The organism is Enterobacteriaceae bacterium Kacie_13 (genome assembly GCA_013457415.1).
GTDB lineage: Bacteria > Pseudomonadota > Gammaproteobacteria > Enterobacterales > Enterobacteriaceae > Rahnella.
The window spans coordinates 194,197-214,369 of sequence record CP045665.1 but is presented as its reverse complement, the minus strand read 5'-3'; the positions used below and the strand labels follow the sequence as shown (position 1 = coordinate 214,369).

Below are 20,173 nucleotides of genomic sequence, written 5' to 3'. Positions count from 1 at the left end.
TTAGCCTCCCAGCTTAGACTTGTCGCGAACGGCGCCTTTATCGGCACTTGTCGCCAGCATGGCGTAAGCACGCAGCGCATAGGAGACTTCACGCACACGGTTCTTCGGCGTCCACGCCTGATCGCCACGAGCCTCTTCTGCGGCATGACGTGCTGCCAGTTCAGCTGCCGGAACGTCCAGCACCATGCTGCGATTTGGAATGTCGATGTCGATGAAGTCGCCATCCTCAACCAGCGCAATCATACCGCCGCTGCCTGCTTCAGGAGAAACGTGGCCGATTGACAGACCGGACGTGCCGCCAGAGAAACGACCGTCGGTTATCAGCGCGCACTCTTTGCCAAGCCCCATGGATTTCAGATAGGTAGTCGGATACAGCATTTCCTGCATCCCCGGCCCGCCTTTTGGCCCTTCGTAGCGGATAACCACGACGTCGCCCGAAACGACTTTGCCACCGAGGATCGCGCTCACGGCGTCGTCCTGACTTTCGTACACTTTGGCTGGACCGCGGAAGGTCAGGTTGGATTTATCCACGCCTGCGGTTTTCACGATACTGCCAGCCTCGGCGATATTGCCATACAGCACAGCCAGACCGCCTTCCAGACTAAAAGCATTTTCCAGCGAACGGATACAGCCTTCGGCGCGGTCATCATCCAGCGTGTCCCAGCGGCAATCCTGTGAGAATGCCTGCGTGGTGCGGATACCGGCCGGACCGGCGCGGAACATTTTCTTCACTGCTTCATCTTTGGTCAGCATGATGTCGTACTGATTCAGCGTTTCCGTCAGGGTCAGGCCAAGGATGTTTTTAACGTCGCGATTAAGCAGGTTCGCACGATCCAGTTCGCCCAGAATCGCCAGTACGCCACCGGCGCGGTGAACGTCTTCCATATGATATTTCGGCGTGCTCGGTGCCACTTTACACAGATGGGGTACAAGGCGTGACAGGCGATCGATATCGATCATATCGAATTCGATTCCGCCTTCCTGCGCGGCAGCAAGCAGATGCAGAACGGTGTTAGTCGAACCGCCCATCGCAATATCGAGCGTCATGGCATTTTCGAAAGCTGCTTTGCTGGCGATGTTACGTGGCAATGCGGTTTCGTCATCTTTTTCGTAATAACGCTTAGTCAGCTCAACAATGCGGCGACCGGCGTTCAGGAACAGCTCGCGGCGGTCGGCGTGCGTTGCCAGCAATGAACCGTTACCCGGCTGCGAAAGACCCAGCGCTTCGGTCAGACAGTTCATGGAGTTAGCAGTAAACATACCGGAACAAGAGCCGCAAGTCGGACAGGCAGAACGTTCGATCTGCTCGCTGTCGGCGTCGCTGACATTCGGGTTTGCGCCCTGGATCATGGCATCGACCAGGTCGAGCTTGATGATTTTGTCAGAAAGCTTGGTTTTACCAGCTTCCATCGGGCCGCCGGAAACGAAGATCACCGGGATATTCAGGCGCAATGAGGCCATCAGCATTCCCGGGGTGATTTTATCGCAGTTGGAAATACAGACCATGGCATCGGCGCAGTGCGCGTTCACCATATATTCCACAGAATCGGCGATCAGTTCGCGTGAAGGCAATGAATACAGCATGCCGCCGTGACCCATCGCGATACCATCATCCACGGCGATGGTGTTGAATTCTTTTGCCACGCCGCCTGACGCTTCGATTTGCTCAGCAACCAGTTTACCCAGATCGCGCAAGTGCACGTGGCCTGGTACGAACTGGGTAAAGGAGTTAACGACGGCAATAATGGGCTTACCGAAATCGTCATCGGTCATGCCGGTGGCCCGCCATAATGCGCGGGCGCCAGCCATGTTACGGCCATGAGTGGTGGTATGGGAACGGTACTTAGGCATGCTCAGTTCACTCCAAATCATTTCTGTTTAGCAGGCAGCAACATCGCCACCTGCATAATTCTTGTTCTTTAGATTACTGTGGGTTAATAGGATCTAACCATCCCCACTTGTCTTCGGTTTTGCCAGTGAACAGGCCGAAGAACGCATCCTGAATTTGTTTCGTGACCGGACCGCGTTTGCCGATACCGACCTGAATGCCGTCAACGCTGCGCACCGGAGTGATTTCAGCCGCAGTCCCGGACATGAAGACTTCATCAGCCAGATACAGAGATTCACGGGACAGAACCTGCTCGCGAACTTCCAGACCCATGTCTTTCGCCAGTTTAATGATTGCATCGCGGGTAATGCCCGGCAGTGCGGAAGAGGTAAACGGCGGAGTGAACAAGATACCTTCTTTCACTTCGAACAGGTTCTCGCCCGCGCCTTCAGAGACATAGCCGTGAATGTCCAGCGCGATCCCTTCCTGATAACCGTGGCGGCGCGCTTCGCTGCCGACCAGTAATGAGGACAGGTAGTTACCACCCGCTTTTGCGGCGGTAGGAATGGTATTGGCTGCAACACGGTTCCATGAGGAGACCATTGCGTCGATCCCCTGCTCCAGCGCTTCTTCGCCCAGATATGCGCCCCACGGGAAGGCGGCGATGATGACGTCAGTTTTGTAGCCATCCGGCGGGTTCACGCCCATACCGACATCACCCACGAAGACCAGCGGGCGGATATACGCGCTAACCAGATTATTTTTGCGCAGCGTTTCGCGGCAGGCTTCCATCAGCTCATCAACGCTCTGAGAAACCGGCATACGGTAGATTTTTGCGGAATCACGCAGACGCTGCATGTGTTCACGGTGGCGGAATACGACCGGGCCTTTATGGGAGTCGTAGCAACGCACACCTTCGAAAACAGAGGTGCCATAATGCAACGCATGTGACATCACGTGAACCTTGGCTTCAGCCCACGGAACCATCTCGCCATTGAACCAAATGTAATCAGCTTTCTTCGTCATTCTATTCGTCCCTATTACTCACGCATTCGCGCGTATTTGTTGTGATGTGTGTTGCTGGATCTCGACACAGGCGACATCCATAAGTTTGCGTAACTGTGAAGACAGTAAATCTACCGGCCGCTGGCTGGCAACGGTCAATTCGATATTTATATTTTCCGCATTGACCATCGGAGTCATGTTCATCGCACAGACCTGAAAACCACGGTGACGAACAACGCGTAATACACGCTCCAACATTTCGGGGCGGAAGCGGGCCTGGATTGAGACGTTATGCTGCATCATGACATTTTCTCCAACATGGTTTCGTTGCCTGCGCCTGGTGGCACCAGAGGCCAGACATTTTCATTTTCGTCGATGGAGACATGAAGCAAATAGGGGCCTTTGCTATTGAAAAAGGCATCCAGTGCGGCATCGACTTGGTCTTTACGGCTGATACGTTGGCCGGGAATATTGAATGCGCTGGCCAGCGTCACAAAATCGGGGTTATCAGAGAGGTTGGTTTCACTAAAGCGTCCATCGAAGAACAATTCCTGCCACTGTCGAACCATCCCTAACCGCTGGTTATCCAGCAGCAGGATTTTTACGGGCAACTGTTTTCGCTTAATGGTGCCCAGCTCCTGCACGTTCATCATGAACGAGCCATCGCCCGAAACGCAGATCACCATGTCATCAGGACGTGCAACCTGCGCACCTACGGCAGCAGGTACGCCGAAGCCCATCGTGCCCAGACCGCTGGAGGTGATGAAGTTTTCAGGACGCGTGAACTGCATGTGCTGCGCAGTCCACATCTGGTGCTGGCCGACATCGGTGGTCACCACGGTATTGGCATCTTTGCGATCGGAGATTTGTTTCAGCAGCAGCGGCGCGTAGATGGCTTCGCCCGGATGATCGTAGCGCCATTCACCCTGTGCTTTCAGCGTCATGACTTCGTCACGCCATGCGTTGATACTCAGCGGCTGTTGCAGCGCAAGTAACAACGCATTCAAATCTCCCTGCAACGCAACGTGTGCCTGACGCAGTTTGTTCAGCTCAGCCGGGTCGATATCCATATGGATAACGGCGGCGTGCGGTGCGAAGGTATTCAGCTTGCCGGTCACGCGGTCATCGAAACGCGCACCGACGGCGATCAGCAAGTCGGAAGACTGCACAGCCAGATTAGCCGCTTTGGTGCCGTGCATGCCCAGCATACCCAGATAACAGGGGTCGGTGGCATCTGGTGCACCCAGACCTTTCAGCGTAGCCACCGCTGGAATACCGGTGGTCGAGATGAATTCGCGTAATGCCGGAACCGCCTGGGCCATGCCAACGCCGCCGCCGATGTAGAGCATCGGTTTTTGCGCAGCGGCAATCATTGCGCGGGCTTGTTCCAGTTCAGCCACAGGATGTGGAAAGGATTCTTCGACGGCCAGCAGGTGTGGCGGCAATTCGCCGGTCGCCAGCTGGATGTCTTTCGGAATGTCGATCAGTACCGGGCCCGGACGGCCAGAGCTGGCAATGGCGAAGGCCTCAGCCATGATTTCCGGCAGCGCATCCAGTGATTCAACCAGGAAGCTATGCTTGGTACAGGCCAGAGATAAACCTAAAACGTCGATTTCCTGAAAGGCGTCAGTGCCGATAAACGCGGAACCGACCTGACCGGTGATTGCCACCAGCGGCACGGAATCCAGCAGCGCGTCAGCCAGACCGGTAATCAGGTTGGTAGCGCCGGGACCGGAAGTGGCGATACACACGCCGACTTTTCCAGTTGAACGGGCATAGCCGATGGCGGCCATTGCGGCACCTTGCTCGTGCCGGCACAACAGGTGTTCCACGCCGCCGTCATACAGTGCATCGTATACCGGCATGATTGCCCCGCCGGGATAACCAAACACCATATCTACCCCCTGCGCACGCAACGCTTGTACTACCCACTGTGCTCCGTTCATCCTTATTCTCCTGCCTTTTTGCGACAAGTGCAGAACATTATGCTGTTGCTCATTTTCCGACCTCGCTTCATTGTTCACTGAAATCACCGAACCAAAAAAAAACCCCGGACCTTTCGGTGCGGGGTTTCTTTTCAGGTTCAGGCTTGTTTAATAAGCCTTTCTTCGTCCAAGTGCAGCCCCGCACGGTGGGATAATAATCACCACCACGCGAATCACGACTAGGCTAACAACGAGGAGAAGGGCTTTCATTTTTCGGTTTCTATAATTCATATTGCGAACGATTGCCTACAGAGTTATCACAGTAATGCATTTAATGACAACATTTTTCTTGCGTTATTATTTGCGCACTGTTGCACAATCCGCCAAAAAAAATCTGGAAAATCAAACCTTAGCAGGTTGATCCGTCGCCTGATTATTTATTGCGCCTGTTATGGCTTTTCCGCGTGTATCCCGCCCAAACGCAACCAGTATAGAAATCACGATCGCCACCGTCCCGGCAACAATCGCCATCGCCAGACCGTAGTTATGTCCGTGACTTTCGGCGATGCTCGCCTGTAAAGTCGCGTTGACCGACGCCAGCAGGTTCCCAAGCTGATAAACGAATCCGGGCAGCACGGCACGAGTATTCGCAGGCACCAGTTCGGTTAAGTACGACGGCACCACGCCCCACGCGCCCTGCACCATAAACTGCATCAGGAATGCGCCCAGACCGATAGTCCAGGTTCCGCTGGAGAAGGCCCACAACGGGATCACCGGCAAAGAAAGCAACGCTGCGATAATAATGGCTTTTTTGCGCCCGATTTTCTCAGACAGCGTACCAAAGAAGATGCCGCCAATGATTGAAGCGATGGTGTAACCGATCGCAATCAGGCTGACCGTATGGGCATCAAAACCGTGCTGAACTTTCAGGAATGAAGGGTAAAGATCTTGCGTTCCGTGGCTGAAGAAATTGAATGCTGCCATCAGCACCACCAGATAGACACAGAGCTTCCAGTGCGATTTCAGCACCGGCAGCAACGCAGTGCTTTCCTTGCGTTCGCGGGCGGCGAGCCAGACTGGCGATTCCTGCACTTTGAACCAGATGAATGGCAACAGGAAAACGGGAACCGCGCCGATCACAAACATTCCGCGCCAGCCGACCAGTTCAGAGAACAGGCCGTAAACTACTGCTGCCAGCAGGTAACCAAACGGATAACCGGCCTGGAAAATCCCGGACATCATCCCGCGGGAACGGTCTGGAATGGTTTCCATCGCCAGTGATGACGCCACGCCCCAGACACCTCCCATCGCCACGCCGTATATCACACGCAGGATCAGGAAAACAGTCAGTGAAGGCGCAGCCGCCGTACATAATTCGAAAATGGAAAAGCAGGCAATGTTCACCATCAGCACCGGCTTACGTCCATATTTTTCCGCTGCCCGCCCGAATAACAATGCCCCTATTGGCCGTACCGCCAGTGTCAGCAAAATCGCCAGCGTCACCTCTTTGATATCGACCTGAAACGCCGTTGCTATATCACTGAGCAAAAAAACTAAAATGAAAAAATCGAAGGCGTCGAGGGTCCAGCTCAAGAAACTGGCAATAGCAACGTTTCGCTGCCGAGAAGTCCATCCAAACATGGGTGTATCCCTATTCCGGAAACATGTAGGCAATGCGCTCACGAGCCGATCCGGAAAATCCTCGGTGAGGCAGAGAGATGTTAATTAATAATGGGTGTTTGTTTATTTATTGTTAAATACAGCCAAATTAAACACCCCTGCCTCGCAAACCGGCAACTTAATTAGCCAGCTAATTTGTTTCCAGACACCTCAGGCTGTTAAAGAATGTTGCTGACTTTGCGAGTCATCGCACAGGTTTTTGATTTCACGGCGTAAATTTTAAAAATTTTTTACGCGATGCTGCGCAAGCTTATGATCTTTTTTCCGCTGCGATTGTGCATTCCGGCATGCTGGTGGCAGGAATTTTCATAGCAAAGGAAAAAGCATGTCATTAGCCGTGGTGTATACGCGCGCATCGCTCGGTGTTCAGGCACCCGAGGTTTCTGTCGAAGTGCATATCAGCAACGGTTTACCAGCACTGACGCTGGTCGGATTGCCAGAAACGACCGTCAAAGAGGCCAGAGATCGCGTGCGCAGCGCTATCATCAATTGCGGATTCGCCTTTCCTGCAAAGCGGATCACCGTCAATCTCGCCCCGGCAGATTTACCCAAAGAAGGCGGGAGATATGATTTGTCGATCGCGCTGGCGATTCTGGTGGCTTCTGAGCAGTTGCAGGGCGATAAGCTGGAGGCTTATGAGTTTTTGGGTGAGCTCGGGCTTTCTGGTGCGTTACGCAGCGTTAATGGCGCGATCCCGGCAGCACTTGAGGCGCAGAAAGAGGGACGGATACTGATTCTGCCGCAAAACAATCAGATGGAAATGACACTGCTCGATCCGGGGGTTGCGCAGATCGCCGGGCACCTGCTACAGGTTTGCGCTTTCCTGCAAGGCGAGGACAGCCTGCCGCTCATCGGCTATCCCGCAGAGCCGCCCGCACCTGTGCATCAGCCCGACATCGCGGAGATCATTGGTCAGGAGCAGTCCAAGCGTGCGCTGGAGGTCGCTGCAGCGGGCGGACATAACCTGCTGCTGATCGGTCCGCCGGGAACGGGGAAAACCATGCTCGCCAGCCGGTTGCCTGGATTGCTACCTCCCCTAAGCAATGAGGAAAAGCTGGAAACGGCTGCCATCGCCAGTCTGGTTTATAACCCGGAGGAAGACGGTGAATTTTCTCGCGTGCGGCCCTTTCGCGCACCACATCACAGTACGTCGATGAGCGCGCTGGTTGGCGGCGGCTCGTTGCCCAGACCGGGGGAGATTTCGCTGGCACACAACGGCGTGCTTTTTCTTGATGAACTGCCGGAGTTTCAGCGGCAGGTGTTAGATGCGCTGCGCCAGCCGATGGAGTCCGGCGAAATCACCATTTCCCGCGCCAGAGCGAAAGTGCGCTACCCGGCAAGAGCACAGCTGATCGCCGCCATGAATCCAAGCCCGACCGGGCATTATCAGGGCATCCATAACCGCACTCCGCCTCAGCAGGTTCTGCGTTATCTGGGCAGACTATCAGGCCCTTTTCTGGACAGATTCGATTTATCGATTGAAGTGCCACTTTTGCCTCCGGGGATCCTCAGCCAGCAAAACCATACGCCTGCCATCAGGGAGAGCAGTGCAACCGTGCGGGAACGGGTGCTGATTGCCAGAGACGTTCAGTTAAAACGCGCAGGAAAAATCAATGCGCATATGAACAGCAGTGAGGTGGAAACGTACTGTGTCTTATCAAAAGCAGATGCGGAATTTCTCGAAGAGGTACTGCATAAACTGGGATTATCGGTGAGAGCCTGGCACCGCATTCTGAAAGTCGCGAGAACGCTGGCCGATCTGGGGGGCAGTGAAGCCATTGAACGCAAACATATTGCGGAGGCGCTGAGCTATCGCAGCATGGATAGGCTATTGTTAACTCTGCATAAGAGTCTGGCATAAAAAACGGGGCATCGCCCCGTTTTATTAGTCGTCGCTTTCCGTGTAGTCTTCTACAGCGTCTGCCTGCGGTTTACCGCCGGACAACGTGTGGAATTTCTTCGGACGACGGGTGCGGATGATGTACTTGTTCCACACTTTTTCAGCTTCCGTTACCGGTTCGCGCGTTCCGCGGCAAACCTCAAGGAACAGCTTTTCTTCATCGTTTGCTGGCTCGCGTTTTCCCAAATCCAGTTCGTTAAAGGCAAAGCCGTAACGTTCTAGCATTTGCGCTTCTTTAATGGTGAAATCGCCATGCCGGGAGAACCCGCGAGGGTAATGTTTATTATCAAAAAAACGACTTGTCGTGGTGAAGCTTTCCGCCATCTGACACGCTCCTAATTCTCTCATGGTCGTGCTGTTATGGCGCGGAGTATTAGTTAGGCTTGACATTGTGTAAAACAAAACATTTAAATCTTAACGACAAAAATAATTGGAGATGGTTTTGGACACGGAATTACTGAAAACCTTTTTGGAGGTCAGTAGAACTCGCCACTTTGGTCGGGCAGCGGAATCGCTTTATCTGACGCAATCCGCTGTTAGCTTTCGTATCCGGCAACTGGAAACCCAACTTGGCGCAAATTTGTTCACCCGCCATCGAAATAATATCCGCTTAACGCCCGCAGGAGAGCGTCTGCTGCCTTACGCCGAGAATCTGATGTCTACCTGGCAATTGGCCAAAAAAGAGGTGATACGCTCGTTACAGCACACAGAATTGTCGATTGGTGCCACGGCCTCGCTATGGGAAGCGTATTTGACGCCGTGGATGCAGTCGCTCTACGTGCAACGTGATACCTTGCGGCTGGAAGCTCGCATCGCGCTGCGCCAGTCGCTGGTAAAGCAATTGCATGAAAGACAACTGGATTTGCTGATCACCACAGAGCCGCCAAAAATGGATGAGCTCTCAAGTCAGCTCCTGGGTAATTTCTCGTTACGACTTTTTTCATCGAAGAAAACAGTCAGAGGGGAACAATCGCCTTACGTGAAACTGGAATGGGGCGCCGATTTTCCTCAGCAGGAAAAGTTGCAAAACAGCGATCAGGAACCCGTTCTGACCACCACGTCAGCGCATCTGACGCGACAATTGCTGGAGCAGACGGGTGGCTGCGCTTTCTTGCCGTCACACTGGGCAAAAGAATATCCCCAGTTGGCAGCTCATGAAGAGATTCCACCGGTTATCCGCCCGCTGTACGCCGTGTGGTTGCAAAATAGCGATCAGCAGGTTCTGATCCGTCAGTTACTTAAAACGCCGCTGATCACCCATATTTGAGCCTTCCGGTTATCAGGTCGGCTCAGGGCGAGGATGCCGTGCTCTTCTGGCGGTCCAGAATGACCCCATGCCCTTCTGCAGGCCGATAAAGACAAACAGCAGAATACCCATGACAATTTTGGTCCACCACGAACTGAGTGTACCGTCGAAGGTGATGTAGGTTTGGATCAGGCCCTGAATCAGCACGCCGAAGAGGCTTCCAAGTACAGTCCCTATGCCGCCGCTCAGCAGCGTCCCCCCGATGACGACAGAAGCAATAGCATCCAGTTCTACACCACTGGCTGCCAGCGCGTATCCGGCTGAGGTATAGAGTGAAAACACGATGCCGGAAAGGACTGCCAGCGTGCTCGACAGCATGTAAATGTAAATCGTGGTGCGTCTCACCGGAACGCCCATCAGCGCCGCCGATAAGTTGCTGCCACCAACTGCATAGACGTTGTTCCCAAAGCGTGTCCGGTGCGCCAAAATAATCCCCACGAAAACGACCAGCAGCATGATTAACGCCAGCAGCGTGAAACGTCCCCCACCCGGTATTTTCCATGCGTAATTGGCCAGGAAATCATAAACCGGATGATTAATGGGCAGTGATTCTTCGGACACAATAAAACTCATCCCCCGAACGAAAAACATCCCCGCCAGCGTGATGATAAATGCCGGAAGTTTAAGCGTATCGATGATCCACCCCATCAGTGCACCGAACATCGCCCCCATCAGCAGGACAATCACAAAGGCATAGCCGGGCGCAACGCCGTAATCACCAATCAGTTTCGCCAGTAAAACGCCGGTAAAAGCAATGACTGAGCCTACCGACAAATCGATCCCGCCTGAGAGGATCACGAAGGTCATCCCGACGGCTACGATGCCGAGAAAGGCGTTATCTGTCAGTAAATCAAAGAAGACGCGCGTGGAGGCGAATCCGGGAAACTGGGTGAAGCAATAGCCATATCCGGCCAGAAACACCACGATAGTAATCAGCAGGGGCAGATTTCTTTTGAGCATTATCCCTTCCTCCGGAACAGATTACTGAGCGATACACGTGGCGACTGCACCACCAGTACGGCCAGTACCACCAACGCTTTGAGTACCAGATTAAACTCAGGTTTAAAACCGGAGAGCAGAATACCAGTATTCATGCCCTGAATGATGAGCGCACCGATAACCGAAAGAAGCAGATTAAACCGCCCTCCGAGCAATGAACCTCCACCAATGACAACCGCAAGAATCGCATCCAGTTCCAGCCATAAACCGGCGTTATTGGCATCAGCGCCACGAATATCCGCCGTGACGATTACACCCGCAACAGCCGCGCAGATCCCGCAAATCACGTAAGTAGAAATCAGCACCAGACGCGCATTCACGCCGGCATTGTAGGCCGAGCGGATATTGATCCCTACGGATTCAATAAACAGCCCCAGCGCAGTTTTACGTGTCAGAGCCCACACCATAACCAACATTACGACCACAATGATCACCGGCATCGGCAGATAAAACAGGGAACCGCTGCCAAACTGCGATAAACCATTATGTTCGAACGTGACGATTTGTCCTTCGGTGATGAGCTGAGCGATACCGCGACCGGCGACCATCAGCATCAGCGTCGCGACGATCGGTTGAATCTGCAGCACGGCGACCAGAAAACCATTCCACAGGCCGCAAACCGCACCTACACCGACGGAAGCCAGCAGCACCATCGCCAACGGATAACCCTGCACCGTCATGGTGGCCGCCGTTGCTCCGGCAATTGCCATCACGGCGCCAACCGAGAGATCAATACCGCCGGTCGCAATGACCAGCGTCATGCCCAGAGCCAGCAAAGCCACCGGCGCGCCACGGTTAAAGATATCCACCAGACTGCCAAATAGCCGGCCATCCTGAATATGAATTGAGAAAAAGCCCGGCGCGACCAGGCTATCGATCAGTAAAATGGCAATGAATGCCCCGATTTGCGTAGCACCCTTCGGAAAAACCCATCGAACTTTGCGCGGTGATCCTGTCATCGGCAGACTCCTGTTACTCATCGATATCCCCTCATTGTGCCGCGATGGCTTTCATAATGGCTGGCACGGAGATTTCAGCCTGCTCAATTTCGGCAACATGACGGCGATCGCGTAACACCACGATACGGTCGGCATAACCCGATAGCTCTTCCAGTTCAGACGAAATCACCAGCAAAGCCAGCCCTTCATCGCACAGTTTTTCAATCAGACGAATGATTTCAGCATGCGCGCCAACATCAATGCCGCGGGTCGGTTCATCAAGGATGAGAAAGCGAGGATTGGTGGCCAGCCAGCGTGATAACAGGACTTTTTGCTGATTCCCACCGGAAAGATATTGGATTTCCTGCTCGGTGCCGGGTGTGCGGATGCCGAGGAGTTTGATAAATTTTTCTGAGATTTGATGCTGCTCTTTCATCGGCAGAGGCCGTAACCAGCCGCGCTGTGCCTGAAGGGCCAGAATGATGTTCTCACGGACGGTGGCGGCACCGATAATTCCATCGGTCTTGCGATCCTCAGGACAGTAACCAAATCCAAGTTTAGCCGCTTTACGCGGCGTCCTGATGATCTCTTCCTTGCCATCAACCCGTGCTTTGCCACTGTCATGACCTTTGATGCCGAAAATCAACTGCGCGGTTTCAGTACGTCCCGAACCCAACAATCCGGCCAGCCCGACAATTTCACCACGGCGGACTTTCAGGTCGAAATTCTCGACCACGCCACGGCGACCATAATCCTTAAAATCTACCAGCGGTTCACCACTGACATTTCGGTGTTCGGTACGTTTAAGCAGACTCTCATCAAAGCTGTGTCCCAGCATCATCGGCACAAGATCGATACGTGGCAAATCTACTGTGCACTCTGAACCCACTCGTTTGCCGTTTCGCAGCACCGTAATGCGGTCGCTGATGCGGTAGACCTGATCGAGGAAATGGGTCACGAAAATCATCCCAACGCCTTTGTTACGTAGCTGCACGAGAATATCCAGCAGCATACTGACTTCTTTAGCATCGAGACTGGCGGTAGGTTCGTCGAGGATTAATACCTGGGCAGAAAGGTCGACGGCTCGAGCAATCGCCACGATTTGCTGGATGGCAATGGAATAGGTTGAAAGCGGCTGGCTGACATCGAGATGTAATCCGTAGCCTCGCAGAAGCAAATCTGCCTGTTTTTCCATTTTTCGCTGATTCACCAGACCAAAACGAGTAGGTTCGCGTCCTATAAAGAGATTAGCCGCAACGGAAATATTGGGCAGGAGATTCACTTCCTGATAAACCGTACCAATCCCCAGCGACTGTGCATGAGCCGTATTGACGGGCTCGATGGGATTACCATTCAAAAATACCTGCCCGGCAGAGCGTTTATATACCCCGGTCAGGGCTTTAATCATTGTGGACTTACCGGCACCGTTCTCGCCTAAAAGAGCCACGATCTCACCACGTTCGAGGGTAAAATCGACATTTTCCAGCGCCTTAACGCCGGGGAATTCTACTGAGAGGCCGCGCACATCAAGCAGCACTGATGAACCTGGATTATCCGTCACGTCACTACTCCTGCTGCATCCGCTACCGGCGGAATGGGAATAATTTTCACCGGCCTGCCTGTGAGACAGGCCGGTAAAATCGGCTTAATAACCCATGTCTTTTTTCATGTCATATTCTTTCTGAGCCATGTCCGGCAGGATCAGCGCAGACTGTGTCTGAATAAATTTCTTCGGCTGAGTTCCGTCTTTTTTCATGGCAATCAACGCATCAAATGCCGGGCCAGCCATATTCGGCGTCAGCTCAACGGAAGCATTCGCTTCACCATTCAGCATGGCTTTGTAGATGTCGGGGACCCCATCAATTGAAACGATTTTTATCTGCGAACCCGGTTTCAGACCGGCTTCTTTGATAGCCTGAATAGCACCGATCGCCATATCATCGTTATGTGCGTAGACGGCACAAATGTTCTTACCGTTTTGCTCAGCCTTGATGAAACTCTCCATGACCTCCTTACCTTTACTGCGGGTAAAGTCACCGGATTGTGAACGAATGATTTTGACATTTGGCGCTGCTTTCAGGGCGTCAGCAAAACCTTTTTTTCGGTTTAACGCGACGCTCGCGCCAACGGTTCCCTGAAGTTCGACTACGTTACAAGGCTTGCCGGCCACATCTTTCACCAGCCAGTCACCGGCAACTTTACCTTCATACACGCTGTCAGATGCCACAGCTGCGGTATAGAGGGATGGATCGCTGACTTCAATAGTGCGGTCTAACAGGAATACAGGGATCTTCGCCTCTTTGGCTTCGGTCAGAACGGGAGCCCAACCGGTTGCGACAACCGGCGCAATAAAGATGGCGTCGACACCTTGCGCAATGAATGAACGGATAGCTTTGATTTGGTTCTCTTGTTTTTGCTGAGCATCGGCAATTTTTAGTGTGATCCCGCGTTTTTCAGCCTCAGATTTAGACACCTTAGTCTCTGCTGAACGCCAACCAGACTCTGAGCCGATCTGAGAAAAACCCACAACTAGCGGAGCTGCCTGAGCCGCGCCACAAAGTGCTGTTGCCACTGCTGCTGCCACAAATAAACGTTTGTACATATTTCTTTCCTCGCGTGTAGTCTGAGCTACTTTTTGTTATGACTCGTAGGGTACGGCCAGAACATTCACCGGACATACGTCTTCGCCCATCACGATAATGACGTCGCAAAAAGAGCGAAAAAAGTAATGCCCGGTTCTGGTTGTCGTCATAGGACGATGATTAGGTTTAGTACACAGAGAAAAAGGGAGCATGAGCGGGGTCACATACGGGAATAACAATCATTTAGTGCATGTATTTAGCCAAAATATAACCAGAAATAACCCGGAAAATAGAAAGAATGGAGCTGGAATGATGAAAAAAGAAGCAGGGAAAGGATCAGTGGTGACGATTAATTGCGCTAAGGAGAGAGAATTACAGGATCTAAAAATAAAAAAAAGCCCCTCGCTTTCGCGAAGGGCTCTTAAAATGGCAGGGGCGGAGAGACTCGAACTCGCGACACCCGGTTTTGGAGACCGGTGCTCTACCAACTGAGCTACGCCCCTAAATTACGCTTAATATTATGCCTGCTAAAATTAGCAGGCATAATATTTAATAATTGGCGGAACGGACGGGGCTCGAACCCGCGACCCCCTGCGTGACAGGCAGGTATTCTAACCAACTGAACTACCGCTCCACCGGTTCTTTCACTCGCGTCAGAAAACGTCTGATACAAGTTTGTTCCTGTTATTTTCCTTGTCAGGGGAAAAGGAACTAATTTGATGCCTGGCAGTTCCCTACTCTCGCATGGGGAGACCCCACACTACCATCGGCGCTACGGCGTTTCACTTCTGAGTTCGGCATGGGGTCAGGTGGGACCACCGCGCTACTGCCGCCAGGCAAATTCTGTTTCATCCATACCGCATTGTGCTATACACACCCCGCCGTACGAACCAATCTCGGAACATTCGCTGAAAATCTACTTCTCCACGCTCGCGCGCAGCTGAGTCTCTCTAAAAACACCTTTGGTGTTGTAAGGTTAAGCCTCTCGGGTCATTAGTACTGGTTAGCTCAATGCATCGCTGCACTTACACACCCAGCCTATCAACGTCTTAGTCTTAAACGTCCCTTCAGGTGGCTTAAAGCCACAGGGAAGACTCATCTCGAGGCAAGTTTCGCGCTTAGATGCTTTCAGCGCTTATCTTTTCCGCATTTAGCTACCGGGCAATGCCATTGGCATGACAACCCGAACACCAGTGATGCGTCCACTCCGGTCCTCTCGTACTAGGAGCAGCCCCTCTCAATCTTCCAACGCCCACGGCAGATAGGGACCGAACTGTCTCACGACGTTCTAAACCCAGCTCGCGTACCACTTTAAACGGCGAACAGCCGTACCCTTGGGACCTACTTCAGCCCCAGGATGTGATGAGCCGACATCGAGGTGCCAAACACCGCCGTCGATATGAACTCTTGGGCGGTATCAGCCTGTTATCCCCGGAGTACCTTTTATCCGTTGAGCGATGGCCCTTCCATTCAGAACCACCGGATCACTATGACCTACTTTCGTACCTGCTCGAGCCGTCACTCTCGCAGTCAAGCTAGCTTATGCCATTGCACTAACCTCACGATGTCCGACCGTGATTAGCTAACCTTCGTGCTCCTCCGTTACTCTTTAGGAGGAGACCGCCCCAGTCAAACTACCCACCAGACACTGTCCTCACCCCGGATTACGGGGCCGAGTTAGAACATCAAACATTAAAGGGTGGTATTTCAAGGTTGGCTCCACGCAGACTGGCGTCCACGCTTCAAAGCCTCCCACCTATCCTACACATCAAGGCTCAATGTTCAGTGTCAAGCTATAGTAAAGGTTCACGGGGTCTTTCCGTCTTGCCGCGGGTACACTGCATCTTCACAGCGAGTTCAATTTCACTGAGTCTCGGGTGGAGACAGCCTGGCCATCATTACGCCATTCGTGCAGGTCGGAACTTACCCGACAAGGAATTTCGCTACCTTAGGACCGTTATAGTTACGGCCGCCGTTTACCGGGGCTTCGATCAAGAGCTTCGCATTGCTGCTAACCCCATCAATTAACCTTCCGGCACCGGGCAGGCGTCACACCGTATACGTCCACTTTCGTGTTTGCACAGTGCTGTGTTTTTATTAAACAGTTGCAGCCAGCTGGTATCTGCGACTGGCTTCGGCTCCGAGAGCAAGTCTCTTCACCTACGTGCCAGCGTGCCTTCTCCCGAAGTTACGGCACCATTTTGCCTAGTTCCTTCACCCGAGTTCTCTCAAGCGCCTGAGTATTCTCTACCTGACCACCTGTGTCGGTTTGGGGTACGATTTCGTGTTACCTGGAGCTTAGAGGCTTTTCCTGGAAGCATGGCATCAACTACTTCACCACCGTAGTGGCTCGTTATCACGCCTCAGGGTTAATATGCAACCGGATTTACCAAGTCACACCCCCTACACGCTTGAACCGGGACAACCGTCGCCCGGCTAGCCTAGCCTTCTCCGTCCCCCCTTCGCAGTAACACCAAGTGCTGGAATATTAACCAGCTTCCCATCGACTACGCTTTTCAGCCTCGCCTTAGGGGTCGACTCACCCTGCCCCGATTAACGTTGGACAGGAACCCTTGGTCTTCCGGCGTGCGGGTTTTTCACCCGCATTATCGTTACTTATGTCAGCATTCGCACTTCTGATACCTCCAGCAACCCTCACAGGTCACCTTCGACGGCTTACAGAACGCTCCCCTACCCAACAACGCCTAAGCGTCGCTGCCGCAGCTTCGGTGCATGGTTTAGCCCCGTTACATCTTCCGCGCAGGCCGACTCGACCAGTGAGCTATTACGCTTTCTTTAAATGATGGCTGCTTCTAAGCCAACATCCTGGCTGTCTATGCCTTCCCACATCGTTTCCCACTTAACCATGACTTTGGGACCTTAGCTGGCGGTCTGGGTTGTTTCCCTCTTCACGACGGACGTTAGCACCCGCCGTGTGTCTCCCGTGATAACATTCTTCGGTATTCGGAGTTTGCATCGAGTTGGTAAGCCGGGATGGCCCCCTAGTCGAAACAGTGCTCTACCCCCGAAGATGAGTTCACGAGGCGCTACCTAAATAGCTTTCGGGGAGAACCAGCTATCTCCCGGTTTGATTGGCCTTTCACCCCCAGCCACAAGTCATCCGCTAATTTTTCAACATTAGTCGGTTCGGTCCTCCAGTTAGTGTTACCCAACCTTCAACCTGCCCATGGCTAGATCACCGGGTTTCGGGTCTATACCTTGCAACTTGACGCCCAGTTAAGACTCGGTTTCCCTACGGCTCCCCTATTCGGTTAACCTTGCTACAAAATATAAGTCGCTGACCCATTATACAAAAGGTACGCAGTCACCCAACAAAGTAGGCTCCCACTGCTTGTACGTACACGGTTTCAGGTTCTATTTCACTCCCCTCGCCGGGGTTCTTTTCGCCTTTCCCTCACGGTACTGGTTCACTATCGGTCAGTCAGGAGTATTTAGCCTTGGAGGATGGTCCCCCCATATTCAGACAGGATGTCACGTGTCCCGCCCTACTCATCGAACTCACAACAAGTGCATTTTTGTGTACGGGACTATCACCCTATACTGTGCGACTTTCCAGACGCTTCCACTAATGCACAAACTGATTCAGGTTCTGGGCTCTTCCCCGTTCGCTCGCCGCTACTGGGGGAATCTCGGTTGATTTCTTTTCCTCGGGGTACTTAGATGTTTCAGTTCCCCCGGTTCGCCTTGCATGGCTATGTATTCACCATGCAATAGTGTGTCGAAACACACTGGGTTTCCCCATTCGGGTATCGTCGGTTATAACGGTTCATATCACCTTACCGACGCTTTTCGCAGATTAGCACGCCCTTCATCGCCTCTGACTGCCTAGGCATCCACCGTGTACGCTTAGTCGCTTAACCTCACAACCCGAAGGTGTCTTAAAGACATCATCGCGCTGCGATTATTTGAGAGACTCTATTACAGACAAAAGCACCACTCAGTACTTCTACGGAGAGTGATGTTCAGCTGTAATCTTTCAATTTTCAGCTTGTTCCAGATTGTTAAAGAGCAATATCTTAAACACGACTCGTTAAAGTCATCTTTAAGATATTCAGGTGATAATGTCTTTCACACATTATCGGAGTGGCGTCCCCAAGGGGATTCGAACCCCTGTTACAGCCGTGAAAGGGCAGTGTCCTAGGCCTCTAGACGATGGGGACACGAAAAATCCGCACCAGACCCCGTAAAGGGCTTGGCACTTTTCGCATCAGCGTAAGGTCTCCCTTACCGCATCAACAGGTGCTCTTGCTCATTAATTTCATCAGACAATCTGTGTGGACACTGCACAATGCGTATCTTTAGGTAAGGAGGTGATCCAACCGCAGGTTCCCCTACGGTTACCTTGTTACGACTTCACCCCAGTCATGAATCACAAAGTGGTAAGCGCCCTCCCGAAGGTTAAGCTACCTACTTCTTTTGCAACCCACTCCCATGGTGTGACGGGCGGTGTGTACAAGGCCCGGGAACGTATTCACCGTAGCATTCTGATCTACGATTACTAGCGATTCCGACTTCATGGAGTCGAGTTGCAGACTCCAATCCGGACTACGACATACTTTATGAGGTCCGCTTGCTCTCGCGAGTTTGCTTCTCTTTGTATATGCCATTGTAGCACGTGTGTAGCCCTACTCGTAAGGGCCATGATGACTTGACGTCATCCCCACCTTCCTCCGGTTTATCACCGGCAGTCTCCTTTGAGTTCCCGACATGACTCGCTGGCAACAAAGGATAAGGGTTGCGCTCGTTGCGGGACTTAACCCAACATTTCACAACACGAGCTGACGACAGCCATGCAGCACCTGTCTCACGGTTCCCGAAGGCACTAAGCTATCTCTAGCGAATTCCGTGGATGTCAAGAGTAGGTAAGGTTCTTCGCGTTGCATCGAATTAAACCACATGCTCCACCGCTTGTGCGGGCCCCCGTCAATTCATTTGAGTTTTAACCTTGCGGCCGTACTCCCCAGGCGGTCGACTTAACGCGTTAGCTCCGGAAGCCACGCCTCAAGGGCACAACCTCCAAGTCGACATCGTTTACAGCGTGGACTACCAGGGTATCTAATCCTGTTTGCTCCCCACGCTTTCGCACCTGAGCGTCAGTCTTTGTCCAGGGGGCCGCCTTCGCCACCGGTATTCCTCCAGATCTCTACGCATTTCACCGCTACACCTGGAATTCTACCCCCCTCTACAAGACTCTAGCTTGCCAGTTTCAAATGCAGTTCCCAAGTTAAGCTCGGGGATTTCACATCTGACTTAACAAACCGCCTGCGTGCGCTTTACGCCCAGTAATTCCGATTAACGCTTGCACCCTCCGTATTACCGCGGCTGCTGGCACGGAGTTAGCCGGTGCTTCTTCTGCGAGTAACGTCAATCGCTGCAGCTATTAACTACAGCGCCTTCCTCCTCGCTGAAAGTGCTTTACAACCCTAAGGCCTTCTTCACACACGCGGCATGGCTGCATCAGGCTTGCGCCCATTGTGCAATATTCCCCACTGCTGCCTCCCGTAGGAGTCTGGACCGTGTCTCAGTTCCAGTGTGGCTGGTCATCCTCTCAGACCAGCTAGGGATCGTCGCCTAGGTGAGCCATTACCCCACCTACTAGCTAATCCCATCTGGGCACATCCGATGGCGTGAGGCCCGAAGGTCCCCCACTTTGCTCTTGCGAGGTCATGCGGTATTAGCTACCGTTTCCAGTAGTTATCCCCCTCCATCAGGCAGTTTCCCAGACATTACTCACCCGTCCGCCGCTCGTCACCCAGAGAGCAAGCTCTCCCGTGCTACCGCTCGACTTGCATGTGTTAGGCCTGCCGCCAGCGTTCAATCTGAGCCATGATCAAACTCTTCAATTAAAAGTTCGATTTGCTTAAACACGTTAAGCGGTGCTCAAAGATTACTTCGTAATAATTCAACTAAATGAATTACTGCTTGGTCACTCTAAGACTTGATATTTTTTGCCACCGAGGTGGCTGATATCGTCTTGTGAGTGCCCACA

At 52.7% G+C, this 20,173-nt stretch carries 13 protein-coding genes, 3 tRNA genes and 3 rRNA genes; 2 read left to right on the top strand and 17 right to left on the bottom strand.

Going from position 1 to position 20,173, the window contains the following annotated elements; translation table 11 throughout:
• The 6 genes from ilvD to GE278_00950 form a co-directional block, all read right to left on the bottom strand.
• Positions 1 to 1,851, bottom strand: coding sequence for a dihydroxy-acid dehydratase (gene ilvD / locus GE278_00975; GenBank protein QLK59434.1), 1,851 nt, complete (start codon positions 1,849 to 1,851; stop codon positions 1 to 3).
• A 73-nt stretch (positions 1,852 to 1,924) separates the two neighbouring features.
• Entirely contained in the window at positions 1,925 to 2,854 is a 930-nt protein-coding gene (locus tag GE278_00970; GenBank protein QLK59433.1) for a branched-chain amino acid transaminase, read from the bottom strand.
• 18 nt (positions 2,855 to 2,872) lie between these two features.
• The gene (ilvM, locus tag GE278_00965; protein ID QLK59432.1) at positions 2,873 to 3,136 is read right to left on the bottom strand and encodes an acetolactate synthase 2 small subunit; all 264 of its coding nucleotides are present in this window, start codon (positions 3,134 to 3,136) and stop codon (positions 2,873 to 2,875) included.
• On the bottom strand, positions 3,133 to 4,779 hold the full coding sequence (locus GE278_00960) for an acetolactate synthase 2 catalytic subunit (protein QLK59431.1): 1,647 nt from the start codon (positions 4,777 to 4,779) through the stop codon (positions 3,133 to 3,135). The genes ilvM and GE278_00960 overlap by 4 nt, the downstream gene beginning before the upstream one ends.
• A gap of 147 nt (positions 4,780 to 4,926) precedes the next feature.
• Positions 4,927 to 5,028, bottom strand: a complete 102-nt coding sequence (ilvL, locus tag GE278_00955) for an ilv operon leader peptide (protein ID QLK59430.1) — start codon at positions 5,026 to 5,028, stop codon at positions 4,927 to 4,929.
• 132 nt (positions 5,029 to 5,160) lie between these two features.
• Complete coding sequence (locus tag GE278_00950) at positions 5,161 to 6,399, bottom strand: MFS transporter (protein ID QLK59429.1); 1,239 nt, start codon at positions 6,397 to 6,399, stop codon at positions 5,161 to 5,163.
• Between the two features lie 364 nt (positions 6,400 to 6,763).
• Here GE278_00950 and GE278_00945 point away from each other — a divergent pair, with 364 nt between their 5' ends.
• The gene (locus GE278_00945) at positions 6,764 to 8,299 is read left to right on the top strand and encodes a YifB family Mg chelatase-like AAA ATPase (protein QLK59428.1); all 1,536 of its coding nucleotides are present in this window, start codon (positions 6,764 to 6,766) and stop codon (positions 8,297 to 8,299) included.
• A gap of 24 nt (positions 8,300 to 8,323) precedes the next feature.
• Here GE278_00945 and GE278_00940 read toward each other — a convergent pair whose 3' ends face one another.
• Positions 8,324 to 8,662, bottom strand: a complete 339-nt coding sequence (locus tag GE278_00940) for a DUF413 domain-containing protein (protein QLK63156.1) — start codon at positions 8,660 to 8,662, stop codon at positions 8,324 to 8,326.
• A gap of 118 nt (positions 8,663 to 8,780) precedes the next feature.
• Between GE278_00940 and hdfR the strand changes: the two genes are divergently transcribed.
• Positions 8,781 to 9,605 (top strand): HTH-type transcriptional regulator HdfR, encoded by an 825-nt coding sequence (gene hdfR, locus GE278_00935; protein ID QLK59427.1) that lies wholly within the window; start codon positions 8,781 to 8,783, stop codon positions 9,603 to 9,605.
• Between the two features lie 12 nt (positions 9,606 to 9,617).
• On the opposite strand, the gene yjfF is transcribed toward hdfR, so the two are convergent.
• The 10 genes from yjfF to GE278_00885 form a co-directional block, all read right to left on the bottom strand.
• Positions 9,618 to 10,604 (bottom strand): sugar ABC transporter permease YjfF, encoded by a 987-nt coding sequence (gene yjfF / locus GE278_00930; GenBank protein ID QLK59426.1) that lies wholly within the window; start codon positions 10,602 to 10,604, stop codon positions 9,618 to 9,620.
• Positions 10,604 to 11,623 carry an ABC transporter permease gene (locus GE278_00925; GenBank protein ID QLK59425.1) on the bottom strand — a complete coding sequence of 340 codons (1,020 nt, stop codon included), beginning with the start codon at positions 11,621 to 11,623 and terminating at the stop codon, positions 10,604 to 10,606. The genes yjfF and GE278_00925 overlap by 1 nt, the downstream gene beginning before the upstream one ends.
• A gap of 10 nt (positions 11,624 to 11,633) precedes the next feature.
• Positions 11,634 to 13,142 carry an ATP-binding cassette domain-containing protein gene (locus GE278_00920; protein ID QLK59424.1) on the bottom strand — a complete coding sequence of 503 codons (1,509 nt, stop codon included), beginning with the start codon at positions 13,140 to 13,142 and terminating at the stop codon, positions 11,634 to 11,636.
• An 84-nt stretch (positions 13,143 to 13,226) separates the two neighbouring features.
• On the bottom strand, positions 13,227 to 14,183 hold the full coding sequence (locus GE278_00915) for a substrate-binding domain-containing protein (protein ID QLK59423.1): 957 nt from the start codon (positions 14,181 to 14,183) through the stop codon (positions 13,227 to 13,229).
• Positions 14,184 to 14,590: 407 nt separating this feature from the next.
• Positions 14,591 to 14,666: transfer RNA gene (locus GE278_00910), tRNA-Trp, on the bottom strand.
• Between the two features lie 54 nt (positions 14,667 to 14,720).
• Positions 14,721 to 14,797: transfer RNA gene (locus tag GE278_00905), tRNA-Asp, on the bottom strand.
• Positions 14,798 to 14,884: 87 nt separating this feature from the next.
• Positions 14,885 to 15,000 (bottom strand): 5S ribosomal RNA (rrf, locus tag GE278_00900).
• Between the two features lie 117 nt (positions 15,001 to 15,117).
• Positions 15,118 to 18,053 (bottom strand): 23S ribosomal RNA (locus GE278_00895).
• Positions 18,054 to 18,268: 215 nt separating this feature from the next.
• Positions 18,269 to 18,344: transfer RNA gene (locus GE278_00890), tRNA-Glu, on the bottom strand.
• Between the two features lie 135 nt (positions 18,345 to 18,479).
• Positions 18,480 to 20,031, bottom strand: a 16S ribosomal RNA gene (locus GE278_00885).
• Together the 16S, 23S and 5S rRNA genes with 3 tRNA genes alongside form the textbook arrangement of a ribosomal RNA operon.
• Positions 20,032 to 20,173 lie beyond the last annotated feature (142 nt).